The sequence below is a fragment of the Cupriavidus sp. 2SB genome (assembly GCF_005503625.1).
Taxonomy (GTDB): Bacteria; Pseudomonadota; Gammaproteobacteria; order Burkholderiales; family Burkholderiaceae; genus Cupriavidus.
Window position 1 is genome coordinate 1 of record NZ_SCMX01000044.1, and the last position, 12,638, is coordinate 12,638.

Genomic DNA, 12,638 nt, shown 5'->3' on the forward strand with positions numbered 1-12,638 from the left:
TCATTGCGGCGATCCGCCCCTGCGGCGTTGTTGCCGAACTTCTCGCGTGTGGCGTTATCGCGGTATGCCACGCCCTTGCGATGCCCCGCGTCGTGCTTCCACTTGTTGCCGCCCTCCACCTTGGTCCGATCGAAATTGCGGTCGATATTGGTGGCACGGTTCACGTCGATGTTCACATCGCCGCCGCCCCAATTGCAATTCCCGAAGATTGCGCCGGCAGCGGCCAGCCCCACGCCCCACGCAAAGCCCGTCATCAACGCAGCGCCCGGGTAGTACGCCGGATACGGTGGCCAGTAGTACGGCGGATACGACGGATAGCCCCAACTGCCGTACACCACCGTAGGGTTGTAGGCCGGCACGTAGATCACTTCCGGGTTCGAAGGCTGGATCACGATGGTCTGCGTCGTGGCGCCCTGCGCGGCGGGTTGCACCGTCACGTTCTGCTGCTCGTTCGATTTCAGGTTGCCCGATGCCTGGGCCTTCGCGCGCAGTCGCTGCACCGCTGCGAGCACATCCTTTTCCTGCGCCAGGAAGGCATCGCCCAGTTTCTGCGTCCAGTCGAGCTTGTCGTTCAGCGGCTCCAGCACCTGCGGAAACGCCACCAGCGATTTCACGCTGACATCCCACGGCTGGTCTTGCACAGCCTTGACGGCCGCATCGCCCTTCAGTTTCGCGTTGGCCTTCTGCCAGCGCGCGGCCTGCACGATTTCCAGCGGATAGGTCGAAGCCATCAGCACCTGCGACAGCACGGAATCGGGATACAGCGCGATGGGCGCCACCAGTGCTTCCAGCTCCTCGGGCTTGAACGCCGGGGCGGATGGGGTCGTAGTGGAGGTCTGCGCAGACTGCGGCGGTGCCGTTTGCGCATGCGCATGGCCGACGCCGGCCAGCAGCCACGCCAGGCCGCACGCCAGCACTGCGGCAACAGCCGTAGGCCAGGCCTGCCGTGGATACCGCGCGCGCCGCGCGCCGCCAGCCGTCATGGCGTTCCTCCCCAGGAATCGCGCACCGCCATGCAGATCCTGCAACCGGTGCCGTGCAGAACATATAGATGGCAGTGCCGAGAGCGGCAATGGACCCTTGGTCCAATAGGGCGTTTCGATACCCGGCGTTCAGCCGGTCAGGGAGGGGAGAGGGTCCGCGGCAGTTTCCAGCCGGTTGCCGCCCAGCGACTTCGCCCGATACAACGCGCGGTCAGCGGCGGCCAGGCCTTCGGAGAGGGTCGGCACGTCTTGGTCGTACTGGGCCAGTCCGATACTGACGGTGGCGAGAATCCCGGCGCTGTCGCTGCGATGGGAAGCCGCCGCGGCGAACCGTGCGGCCACGGCCTCGCCCAGCTTCCGCGCACGGCGTGCGTTGTCGCCGCACAGCAGCGCGGCAAACTCTTCGCCGCCGATGCGGGCCAGCAACGTATCCGACCCCAGCACATCGCGCGCGGTTTCCGCGAAGGACTTCAAGACCTCGTCCCCACGCTGGTGGCCGTGCCGGTCGTTGATCGACTTGAAATGGTCGAGGTCGAAGGCGAGCACAGCGACGGGTCCACGTCCGCGCGCACCGTCGAGTTCGCGCGCGCCTTGCTCGAAGAACCAGCGGCGATTGCCGAGGCGCGTCAGGTAATCCGTCTGCGACTCGCGCAATAACTGCCCGTGCGTTTCATCGCGGATCAGCTTCAGCAGCGTCATCGGCAGGATGACCGAATACAGCACGCCTTCGTAGATGGTGATCTTGCTGGAGAGCGCGAGGATGCCGGGATAGTCGGCGACGAACCATGGCAGCACCAGCGCGCGGCCCGCGTACAGAACGGCGTGCAAGCTCGTCACCGCCACGACGATGTGCTGCGCGCGTGACTTCAGCGTGCGGCACCGATGCATTTCCCACGCCGTCATGGCGGCGATGGCGGCAATCGGCAAGGCGCTCACATGCGCCCAGATCACGTCGAGCCACTGTGATCCCCAGACCGCCCAGATACCGGCCATGCCGGCCAGCAAGGCAAGCGATCCCTTGCGATGCTGCCGCCCGCTCAGTGCGGCCACGCCGGCCAGCACCAGCAGGTAGCCGCTCAGAATGATCAGGTTGCTCAGGGCGGAGCCGAGCGCGCCGGGCAGTTCGCGGCGGAACAGGACTGCCGTGCAGCCCACGGCAAGCGTGGCAAAGCCGGACGCCAGGATGCGCAGTTCACGGCTGCGCGTGGGGTGGGTCCGGAACTCCCAGAACATCATGCCGGCGCTGGCCAGCAGTGTGCCAATGGCTAGGAAATAAAGAGTGGCGAGATCGACAGGCATCCAGATGACAAAACAGTGCGCCGATACATCACGGCGGCCAGCCGCATTCTACGTGGGAAACCGGGTGGTTTTCGCGTATCTCCGGCGGTTGCTGCCTTGCCGGGCGCACTCCGCAGGAAGAGATAGCATGGCTAACGGCCGTTCTGCCCCACTCATGAGGGGCAACTTGCGAGGGGAGACGTATCAGGTGCCTGTCTAGACGCCTGCCGCGCGCAAACCGAGCAGCAGCACGACCATCACGGCCAGGCCGAGCGAGAGCGCCTGCCAGAACCGCAGCGGATGGCGTTCGATCAGTGGGGGCGTCAGGCGTTGCAGCGCATCGCGCCCCGGCGCACGCAGGGCCTCGACGAACTCGGACAGCGCCTCGTGCCGTTGCGCGGCATTGGGATGCAGCGCGCGGCGTAGTACGTCGTCCACCCACTGCGGCAGGTCGGCACGCCGCTCGCGCAGCGGCACGTAACGCAGCCGCCGCAGATCGGCCCGACTGCGCACCTGCGTCACCTGCAATCCGTAAGGGAGTTGTCCGGTCAGCATCTGGTAGGCCAGCACGGCCAGCGAGTAGAGATCGGACGCCGGCGTGCCGCCCTCGCCCAAAAAGTACTCGGGCGCCGCGTACTGCAGCGTGCCCACCGGCATGATGGCCAGCGGATGGCGCGTGCCCTCGGCCAGCCCCGCTACATGAACGGTGGCGAAATCCATGATCCTGGCCGTGCCGGCGCGATCAATGATGACGTTCTCCGGACGCAGGTCCTGATGCAGCATCTCGCGCCGATGAAACGCGCGCAGCCCTGCCGCGATCTGATTGACGATGGCACGCACCTCGTCCAGCGCGGGCGCGCGATGGTCGATCATCCACTGCGCCAGCGTCTGCCCCTCCACGTATTCCATCGCCACGTAGAGGTAGCGGCGCGGCCGTTCCACGGTATGGGGGCGCAGTACGTGCTGGCTGTCGATGCGTCGCGCCACCCATTCTTCAAGCAGGAATCCGTCGAGATGCGCGGCATCGTCATGGCGATCCACAGCAGGGGTCTTCAACGCCACGTAGCGGCCATTGCCATCATCCACCGCGAGATACACATGGCTGCGCGCGCTGGTGTGGATCTCCCTGACGATGGTGTAACCCTCGAACTGCATGCGCGGGGTCAGCGGCGGCGGCAACGCCAGCCGCTCGCCATGCGCAAGCACGCCGGGCGCGTCGAGGTCCGGCAGGTCATCGATGCGCGCGATCTGCAGCGTGACGTTGTCCTGGCTGCCGCGTTCGATGGCCGTATCCACCAGCATGCGCGCTGCCGCGTCCAGATCCTCGCCGTGGGTGCCCAGCGCACGATGCACATCGGCGGCGTCTAGGTGTTCGTAGGCGCCATCGGTGGCCAGCAGGTAGATCTCGCCCGGCTCCACCTCCCAACTGCGGTAGTCGATTTCGATGGCAGGCCCGGCGCCCAGCGCGCGGCTCAGGTACGACTCGGCGGACGACACCCGCACGCGATGATCGTCCGTGAGTTGTTCGAGCCGCTGGGGGTGCAGGCGATAGATGCGCGCATCGCCCACGTGCAGCACATGGGCCTCGCGCGCCTTGAAGATCAGCGCGCTGAACGTGCAGACGTAGCCACGATCCGCATCGAAGCGCGCGTCGCTGCGGCGCGTCTGCGCGTAGAGCCATGCGTTGACCGCAGCCAGCACGCGTTGCGCCGCGCGCCGCACCGTCCACGCCTCGGACGTGCAGTAATAATCCTCGAGGAACGTCCGCACGGCCGCGGCGCTGGCCACCTGGCTCACCGCGCTGGAACTGATGCCATCGGCCAGCGCCAGCACGATGCCCTTGGTCATGCGCTGCTGCCCGGCCGGCTGCGTCACGCCATGGAAATCCTGGTTGACCGCCTTCCGGCCTGCATCGGAATGCTGGCCGACGGTGATCGAAAGCGTGCCGCGCATGCGAGGACGATCAGCGGGAGTTCAGCCGGAATCTCAGCCGATCACGCGCTTGGGGGCCGTCTTGTAGTGGGTGCTGTACAGCGTGGCACCCACGAAGGTCAGGCCGCCCACAAGGTTGCCGAGCACGGTAGGAATCTCGTTCCAGATCATGTAGTCCATGATCGTGAAGTTGCCGCCCAGCATCAGGCCCGACGGGAACAGGAACATGTTCACGATGGAATGCTCGAAGCCCATATAGAAGAACAGCGTGATCGGCATCCACATGCCAATGACCTTGCCCGACACCGACGTCGACATCATGGCGGCCACCACACCCGTGGACACCATCCAGTTGCACATCACGGCGCGGATGAACAGCGTCAGCATGCCGGCGGCGCCGTGTGCGGCGTAGCCCAGCGTACGGCCCTCGCCGATATGGCCGATCTTCTGGCCCACCGCGTTGGGGGCTTCAGAGAACCCGAAGGTAAAGATGATGGCCATGAACAGGGCCACGGTGATCGCACCGCCGAGATTGCCGAGGAAGACGAGCGACCAGTTGCGCAGCACGCCGCCCCAGGTTGCGCCCGCGCGGCGGTCGAGCACGGCCAGCGGCGCAAGCGTGAACACGCCCGTCAGCAGATCGAATCCCATCAGGTACAGCATGCAGAAGCCCACCGGAAACAGCAGCGCGCCGACCAGTGCATTGCCGGTATTGACGGTGATGGTCACCGCGAACGCGGCGGACAGGGCAAGAATGGCACCAGCCATGTACGCGCGGATCAGCGTATCGCGCGTGGACATCAGCAACTTCGACTCTCCGGCATCGACCATCTTGGTCACGAACTCGGCGGGGGCGAGATAGGCCATGGAATTTCCTCGTTTTCTCGTTGGCGGACAGGCATTCGGGCAAGGCAAAAAAAAACGACGCCCCTCTCCCCACGGTGGCTCACCGCGCGGGACAGGACGTCGTCATCCTTGACCACTTGATTTTGCTCTGTTGCGTCGCACGAACCGTGCCCATGGCTGAACCGGGCAAAGCCTGCAGGGCGGCAAACCCTCGCCCCCGTTGCGGTGCACAATTGGCCCGCTTTTGGTGCGCACGCGGGTCACACCGCACGCGCAGCGTCAATCGTGGTGCGCTCAAGCCGCGAACTTCAGTCAGGCCCCCCGGGCAACGCTGGTAGCGCGATGTCCGGCAGTGCCAGTGTGGCTTCCGCCACATCGGCCAGGCGCCGGTTGTTATCCATCGCCGCCTTCTGCAGCGTGCGAAAGGCTTCGTCCTCGCTCATCCCGGTACGCGCCATCAGCGCTGTCTTGGCACGCTCGATCACCTTGCGCTCCTTGAGCGCGCGTCGCGCGGCATCGAGTTCCACTTCGGTACGTGTGAGGCGTGCGGCCTGCTTCTGCAGCAGTCCCTTGAGTGATGCCACCGTCGCGGAGTCCGCACTGCCCGATGCGTCGCTGGGCATGCCGGGCAACACGGGTGCGGCGTCGGGATGTCCGGCCGCGTCGAAGAACAACTCCACCGCATGCGTGTGCGGCGGCGGATTGTCGAGCAAGCGCCGCAGCAAACCCGCCGAATCCTGCAGATCGGCCTGCGACGACTCGATCTCGGCCTCGCACGCGGCGCGCAGCTCCTGCACCAGTTGCATCTGCAGCCGCCACATGCCGGCAATCACCTGACTGCAGACCTCGAACCATCGCTCACTGCGCTCGGCGTCGAGCGCAGCACCCGGTGTCGCCGTCAGCAGCACGTGCCGCAACTGTTCCAGGTCGGCCACGGCTGGGCTGCGCGACTGGCCCTGCCACGCTACCAGCAATGGCGGATCGGCAAACTGCTCCATCACTCGGAAACTGCGGCGCTGCGCCTCGATCAGATGCAGCACGCGCTGCTGCTGGATTTCCGTGCAAGTGCCCGAGGCAAACATCTGCGCCCCCACGGCACGCTCCTGCCCGGCGGCTTCCTTGCCCTGTAGCAGATAGACAAACGCCACCAGCGGTCGAGAGATGCCGGGGTACATCGCCACATCGGCCAGATGAAAAATCAGTTCGAGCAATGCGGCGATCAGGCGGCTGAACACCGCCACGGCATCGAGCGCGCTGGCCTGGCACTGGCCGATGCTGGCGCGCAGGCCGGCAAGCGTAGCCAAATCCAGTTGCACCCAGGCCATCAACGTCACCATCGAGGCGCTGCCCTTGTGCGACGCATCGAGCTGACTGGCAAAGCGCTCGCCCAGCCGCTGTTCGATACGGATCGACTCCGCCATGGCTGCCTCGCGCTCCATCGCCATCCGCTGTCCGCCCGACGCGAGGAACACACTGCTTGCCCCACGCTCGCGCTGCAGCGTGTGAATCAACTGGCCGATCAGGTCCGCCAGCTCCACGCGACTCGCCATCAGGCGCACGGCCTCGATTTCAAGCTGCTTGGCGTGGAGAACGAGTTGAGACGCGGATAAGGCCATCGAAGCGGTGTGGCGAAGTTGCGGGGGTGATGTCTTTCTGCAAGCTCTGTGCCACGGCCACAACAGCATCAATCGATATTGCGACTCATTATCATTTAGATCTACAATGTCGCTCTTTCCGTTGCGCTGTCTGTCCGCTGCATGCCCACCGCCGAGCGCCCGCTCACCGACGAAATCCATACGCTATATGCCGACCATCATGGCTGGCTGAAGGGATGGTTGCGCCGGCGTGTCGGCAGTGCGGGTGACGCGGCGGACCTGGCACATGACACATTCCTTCGGCTGCTTTCGCGCGAAACGCCAGTAGCGGCGCGCGAGCCGCGTGCCTTCCTCGCCACCGTGGCGCGCGGCATCGTCAGCAACTTCTATCGCCGCCAGCAACTGGAAGCCGCCTACCTCGAAGCCCTGGCTGCCCTGCCCGAAGCCGAAGCGCCCGATCCCGAGACGCGCGCACTGATTCTGGAAGCGCTGATCGAGATCGATCGCCGCCTATCCTCGCTGCCTGCTGCCGTGCGCCGCGCCTTCTTGCTGTTCCAGATCGATGGCATGCCGCAAGCCGAGATCGCCGCCGAGTTGTCGATATCGATTGCCACCGTGCAGCGCCATATCGTCAAGGCGCTGCACCTGTGCTGCTTCGCTGCCTGAAGCGTCCACCGCCTCCCATCGCCACACTCGCACTCGCCCCCGCATGATCCAGACCGCGCTCCCCGCTTCGCCGCATCCGCCCATTGCCACCGCCATCACGATGCGTGCAACGGCGTGGTTGGTCGCGCTGATGGGACCCGAGGTGACCGCGCACACGCAAGCGGCCTGCGCGCGATGGCGCGCCGAACATCCCGATCATGAACGCGCATGGCAGCACCTGCATGCGTTCTCCGCCGCGCTTGGCAATGTGCCGGCTTCCGTGGCGCATTCGACGCTGGGCCGTCCGCCGTCGAATCCTGGCCGTCGCCGCGCCATGACGCTGGCACTGGCCACGCTCGCCTGCACCGGCGCGTGGCAGCTTCAACGTGCGATGCCGATGGAAACCTGGGGCGCCGATCATGTGACCGGCATCGGCGAACGTCGCCAGGTTCGGCTGGACGATGGCACCGTCGTCGATCTCGACACCGGTACGGCCATCGCCATCGATTTCAGTGCCACGCAGCGTCTTGTCACGCTACGTGCCGGCGCGATTGCGATCGACACCGCTGCAGATCCGAGCCATCGACCGTTCCGCGTGGCCACCGCGCAAGGCATGTTGCGCGCGCTCGGTACGCGCTTCACCGTGCGGCAGGAAGACGGCATGACCGCCGTGAGCGTGCAGCAAGGCGCGGTGGAAGTGCGGCCCGCCGATGCGCCCGATATCGTCACCGTGCTGCAGGCGGGGCAACGCACGCGCTTCACGCGCCTGCATATCGATGCGCTCGACGTGGCAGACACCACTGACATCTCGTGGACGCAGGGCATGCTGGCTGTCTACGACATGCGGCTCGACACCTTCCTGGCCGAGTTGTCGCGCTACCGGCGTGGCCGGCTCGCCTGCAACGAGGCAGCAGCGGGACTGCGCATCTCCGGCGTGTTCCCGCTCGACGACACCGACCGCGTTATCACCGCGCTGCCGCACCTGCTGCCTGTGGATATCCAGATGTGGACGCGCTACTGGGTGGTTGTGCGCGGCTGATCCAGCTATCGCCTTCTTTCCTCGATAGAGATTTTTGTGCCAGTACCGTGAGGGGTTTTCGCTTTTCGGGTGGCCTACGGGATGAACGACTCATTCCGAGCGATATACCTGAAAGGAACTGCTTCTCATGGGCACACGCTTCGCGCTCACCGCCATCGCCGCTTCCCTGCCACTGTGGTCGCACATCGCCATCGCTGCCGAGGTGGCACAGGTGGCACCGGCACCGTCCGCACAGACGGCCACCCGCAGCTACGCGATTCCCGCCGGGCCGCTGCAACCTGCGCTGACGCGTTTCGGCATGGAAGCCGGCGTCATGGTTTCGTACAACGCCAGCGATCTTGCCGGACGCCAGACAGATGGCCTGCAAGGTCGCCACGGCGCATCCGACGGATTGGCCATGCTGCTGCGCGGCACGGGGCTCCAGGCGGTGTCCGTGCCGAATGGCTTTGCGGTGCGCGCGCCATCCACCTCGGCAGGCGATGCAGCCGTCATGCTGCCCGAGGTCACGGTAGCCGCGGGCCGGCCGGATGCCGAGGCATTGCCTGCGCCGTATGCTGGCGGACAGGTCGCGCGCGGCGCACGCCTCGGCCTGCTCGGCAATACGGACATGATGGATTCGCCGTACAGCAGCGCGGCGTACACGTCCAAGACGATCGAGGACCAGCAGGCCAAGACCATAGGCGATGTGCTCGCCAATGATCCGACCGTGCGCTTCACCACCTCGTCGGGTCACCTGTACGAGAACTACACGGTGCGCGGCTTCGATATCTCGTCAAGCGACCTCGCATGGAATGGCATGTACGGTCTGGCGCCCTATGGTCACTCGCCCACCGAGTTCATCGAGCGCGTGGAACTGCTGCGCGGACCCACTGCCCTGCTGACCGGCATGTCGCCCAGCGGCGCAGTGGGCGGTGTGATCAACATCGTGCCGAAGCGCGCCACCGTCGACCCCATCAACCGCTTCACCGCGAACTACATCTCCGAAGGCAACGTGGGCGGTGCGGTGGACCTGGGTCGCCGCTTCGGCCCCGACAACGCATTCGGCGTGCGCTTCAATGGCGCTTATGACGATGGACGTACCGGCGTGGACGGACAATCGAAGCGGCGCGCGCTGGGCGCCATCGCACTCGACTATGCAGGAGAGCGCGTGCGCGCATCGCTCGACGCCTACGCGAACGAAGAAGAGGTGCGAAACGGCAGCGCGTGGATGGCATCGTTCACAGGAAAAATTCCTGACGCACCCAAGGCCGGCACCAACATCCTGCCGGGCGCATGGGGCAAGCTGCGCAACCGCGCGTTCGTGGCGCGCGGCGAAGTGGATATCACGCAGGACTGGACCGCCTATGCCGGTCTGGGTTCGCTGCACTACGAGTACAGCGGCTTCATCAACGGCACGCGCGCCAACAACGTGCAGCCCAATGGCAACTACACGGGCTACACGTATAACCAGAAGGGCTTCACCGATACGTTCTCGGCGGAGACCGGCGTGCGCGGCAATGTGCGCACCGGCCCGGTCACGCACAAGCTCGTGCTCGGCTATACCTATCTCGGGCTGCGTACCGGCACGATCAACGTGACGAGCCCCGCGTTCATCTCGAACATCTACAACCCGATCACGCCGCCCCTGGCCGCATCGCCCACCAATGCGCCGAAGACCAGCGACACCACGCTGACCAGCCTGGCCATTGCCGACACGCTCGGCTTTATCGACGATCGCGTACAACTGACGCTCGGCGTTCGGCATCAGCGCGTACAGGCCAAGACCTTCAGCACTGCCGGTGCGCAGACCGCCGACTACGATGAAAGCGCGCTGACGCCGAGCCTGGGACTCGTGGTCAAGCCGTTCGGCCCGCAGTGGTCGCTCTATGGCAACTACGTGGAAGGGTTGAGCCAGGGCGATACCGTGACCGATGTCACCGCGGTCAACTATCGCCAGACCTTCGCGCCGTACAAGACCAAGCAGATGGAAGCCGGCGTGAAATGGGATAGCGGTCGTCTGACGCAGACGTTGAGCGTCTTTCAGATCAAGCGCCCGAGTCTCATCAAGGACACCGCCACCAACACCTACAATCCCGACGGCGAACGCCGCCATCGTGGCGTGGAGTGGAACGTCTTCGGCGAAGTCATGCGCGGCACGCGCGTGCTCGGCGGCGTGGCGTACACGCGTGCCGTGCTCACGCAGACGGCCGGCGGCACTTACGATGGCAACACCGCCTATGGCTCGCCTACGTGGTCGGGGAACCTCGGCCTCGAATGGGATTTGCCATGGCACCCCGCGCTGACCCTGACGGGTCGCGTCACCTATACCGGATCGCAATACGTGAACTCTGCCAACACACAGAAAATCGATAGCTGGACGCGCTATGACGTGGGCGCGCGTTATGTCACCAACATCCAGGGCAAGCGCGTGGGCTTCTACGCCAGCGTGGAGAACCTGCTGAACAAGAGCTATTGGGCCGGATCGTTCAACGACGGCTACGTCACGCAGAACGCACCGCGCACGTTCAAGCTCTCGACCACGGTGGACTTCTGATGCGACGCGTCTCACTGCTTCTCGCGGCAACGCTCTGCGTGGCGCCGGCCTTCGCTTCATCTGCGCCACTCTCAACCGCGCTGACCATTGGTGCACCCGCTACGGCAACGTGGACGCCCGGTTCGCCGATCACATTCACGATGACGCTGGCGCAAGGCGATGTCGTGCAAGGCGCGCTCGATGGCCCTGCTGCATCGCTGACACTGGCCGATGCGCAAGGTCGCGCAGTGCGCCAACTGCTCGGCGCAAACACGCTGTACCGCGAATTTTTGTTTGTCGCGCCGGCGAGTGGCCAGTATCGCTTCGTGGTCGATGCGGACCACGCCGATACGCTGGGCGCGGTCGGTGGCAGGCCGATGCCCGGTGCCATCTACACACTGCGCGTGAAAAGCGTGGTGCCGGTTGCAGCCCAGCTCGCGCCATCCGATGCGCCCGAGAGTCCGGCCATTCGTGCACTCGCGCAGACGTTGGCGGCGGGTGGCAACACGGCATCGTTCTGGCGCGATATCAGCGCGCGCGGCACGCCGCTCGTCGAGCCGCTTCCGAACAAGGACGAGGTGTTGCTGACGTTCCTGTGGCGCGGTGCGCAACGCAACGTGCGGCTGCTCGGCAGTCCGTCCGGCGATCACGATGCGCTCACACGGCTCGGCAACAGCGATGTCTGGTATCACACGTATCGCGTACCGGCCAGCACGCGCATGAGCTATCAGCTTGCGCCCGACGTGCCCGACGTCGGAGACACCCCGCAGCAGCGTCGACGCGCCATCGTGGCAACGATGCAGCGCGATCCGCTCAATCCGCGCGTGTTCCCCGAGTCAGCGCCCGACGCCTTCGCGCAGAAGTCCATCGTCGAACTGCCCGACGCGCCGCCGCAACCGTGGATCACCCCGCGCCCTGGCGTGGCAACGGGCACGCTCACGCCGTTCACGATCGAGAGCCGCATCCTCGATCAGTCGCGCGATGTGTATCTGTATCGTCCCGCCGGTGTAAAGCCTACGGCGTTGGTGGTGGTGTTCGATGCGCATGCGTACATGTCGCTCGTGCCGACCCAGACGATCCTCGACAACCTGATCGCCGAAGGCCGCATCCCGCCCGCTGCCGCGCTGATCGTTGCCAACCCCACCGCCAACGCGCGCGGCACGCAGTTGCCACCCAATCCGAAGTTCAGCGACTTCCTCGCCAACGAACTGATGCCCTGGGCCGAACGCCAGGGCCTGCCCGTGCGCGCGGACCGCACCGTCGTGGCCGGATCGAGCTACGGCGGCCTCGCCGCTGCGTATGCGGGCATGACGCACCCGGAACGCTTCGGCCTCGTACTGAGTCAGTCCGGCTCGTTCTGGTGGGGCCCCGGTGGCGCACCGGATCAACCGCCGATGGAGGGCGGCTGGATGATGCGCGAATTCGCCAAACGCCCCCGCCTGCCGCTGCGCTTCTACATGGAAGCCGGCCGCTTCGAAGAAGGCCGCGGCCTCGTCAACATCACCACGACCACCCGCAGCCTGCGCGACGTGCTGCGCGCAAAAGGCTACCCGGTCACGCACGCCGAATTCGCCAGCGGCCACGACTATCTGCAATGGCGCGGGACACTGGCGTGTGGATTGATGGCGTTGCTGGGCGACACGAATCGGATGGATAGCGTGCGACAGAAGGCTTGTCCGGTGCTGACGTCGGATGATACGAAGTAGGTTTATGGTTTGGGTTTGGGTTTAGGTTTTGCTCCCCTCTCCCGCGTGCGGGAGAGGGGAGCAAAACCAGCGTGGCGCAATGCCATCCCTAGTAATTCAACG

At 65.4% G+C, this 12,638-nt stretch carries 9 protein-coding genes; 4 read left to right on the forward strand and 5 right to left on the reverse strand.

Annotation, left to right across the window (positions count from 1 at the left end; all coding sequences use genetic code 11):
• The 5 genes from FFS21_RS19615 to FFS21_RS19635 form a co-directional block, all read right to left on the reverse strand.
• Positions 1-983: DUF3300 domain-containing protein (locus FFS21_RS19615; RefSeq protein ID WP_137926454.1), on the reverse strand; the 983-nt coding region annotated here is incomplete at its 3' end.
• Between the two features lie 129 nt (positions 984-1,112).
• Positions 1,113-2,282 carry a GGDEF domain-containing protein gene (locus FFS21_RS19620; protein WP_137926455.1) on the reverse strand — a complete coding sequence of 390 codons (1,170 nt, stop codon included), beginning with the start codon at positions 2,280-2,282 and terminating at the stop codon, positions 1,113-1,115.
• A gap of 195 nt (positions 2,283-2,477) precedes the next feature.
• A complete protein-coding gene (locus tag FFS21_RS19625; protein WP_137926456.1) occupies positions 2,478-4,214 on the reverse strand; it encodes a bifunctional protein-serine/threonine kinase/phosphatase in 1,737 nt (578 codons plus the stop codon).
• A gap of 33 nt (positions 4,215-4,247) precedes the next feature.
• Positions 4,248-5,060, reverse strand: coding sequence for a formate/nitrite transporter family protein (locus FFS21_RS19630; RefSeq protein ID WP_137926457.1), 813 nt, complete (start codon positions 5,058-5,060; stop codon positions 4,248-4,250).
• Between the two features lie 287 nt (positions 5,061-5,347).
• Positions 5,348-6,655, reverse strand: a complete 1,308-nt coding sequence (locus tag FFS21_RS19635) for a nitrate- and nitrite sensing domain-containing protein (protein WP_137926458.1) — start codon at positions 6,653-6,655, stop codon at positions 5,348-5,350.
• 141 nt (positions 6,656-6,796) lie between these two features.
• On the opposite strand from FFS21_RS19635, the gene FFS21_RS19640 reads away from it, so the two are divergent.
• The 4 genes from FFS21_RS19640 (at position 6,797) to fes (ending at position 12,536) form a co-directional block, all read left to right on the forward strand.
• Positions 6,797-7,300 (forward strand): sigma-70 family RNA polymerase sigma factor, encoded by a 504-nt coding sequence (locus FFS21_RS19640; RefSeq protein WP_137926459.1) that lies wholly within the window; start codon positions 6,797-6,799, stop codon positions 7,298-7,300.
• A 43-nt stretch (positions 7,301-7,343) separates the two neighbouring features.
• A complete protein-coding gene (locus FFS21_RS19645; protein ID WP_137926460.1) occupies positions 7,344-8,318 on the forward strand; it encodes a FecR domain-containing protein in 975 nt (324 codons plus the stop codon).
• A 127-nt stretch (positions 8,319-8,445) separates the two neighbouring features.
• The gene (locus FFS21_RS19650; protein WP_137926461.1) at positions 8,446-10,851 is read left to right on the forward strand and encodes a TonB-dependent receptor; all 2,406 of its coding nucleotides are present in this window, start codon (positions 8,446-8,448) and stop codon (positions 10,849-10,851) included.
• Positions 10,851-12,536, forward strand: a complete 1,686-nt coding sequence (gene fes, locus FFS21_RS19655) for an enterochelin esterase (RefSeq protein ID WP_137926462.1) — start codon at positions 10,851-10,853, stop codon at positions 12,534-12,536. The genes FFS21_RS19650 and fes overlap by 1 nt, the downstream gene beginning before the upstream one ends.
• Positions 12,537-12,638: the final 102 nt, after the last annotated feature.

What these genes read in the sequence shown, in the direction of transcription:
- FFS21_RS19620 (WP_137926455.1), bottom strand. Translation starts at nt 2,282, where the DNA reads ATGCCTGTCGATCTCGCCACTCTTTATTTCCTAGCCATTGGCACACTG.
- FFS21_RS19650 (WP_137926461.1), top strand. Translation starts at nt 8,446, where the DNA reads ATGGGCACACGCTTCGCGCTCACCGCCATCGCCGCTTCCCTGCCACTG.
- FFS21_RS19625 (WP_137926456.1), bottom strand. Translation starts at nt 4,214, where the DNA reads ATGCGCGGCACGCTTTCGATCACCGTCGGCCAGCATTCCGATGCAGGC.
- FFS21_RS19640 (WP_137926459.1), top strand. Translation starts at nt 6,797, where the DNA reads ATGCCCACCGCCGAGCGCCCGCTCACCGACGAAATCCATACGCTATAT.
- FFS21_RS19630 (WP_137926457.1), bottom strand. Translation starts at nt 5,060, where the DNA reads ATGGCCTATCTCGCCCCCGCCGAGTTCGTGACCAAGATGGTCGATGCC.
- FFS21_RS19645 (WP_137926460.1), top strand. Translation starts at nt 7,344, where the DNA reads ATGATCCAGACCGCGCTCCCCGCTTCGCCGCATCCGCCCATTGCCACC.
- FFS21_RS19635 (WP_137926458.1), bottom strand. Translation starts at nt 6,655, where the DNA reads ATGGCCTTATCCGCGTCTCAACTCGTTCTCCACGCCAAGCAGCTTGAA.
- fes (WP_137926462.1), top strand. Translation starts at nt 10,851, where the DNA reads ATGCGACGCGTCTCACTGCTTCTCGCGGCAACGCTCTGCGTGGCGCCG.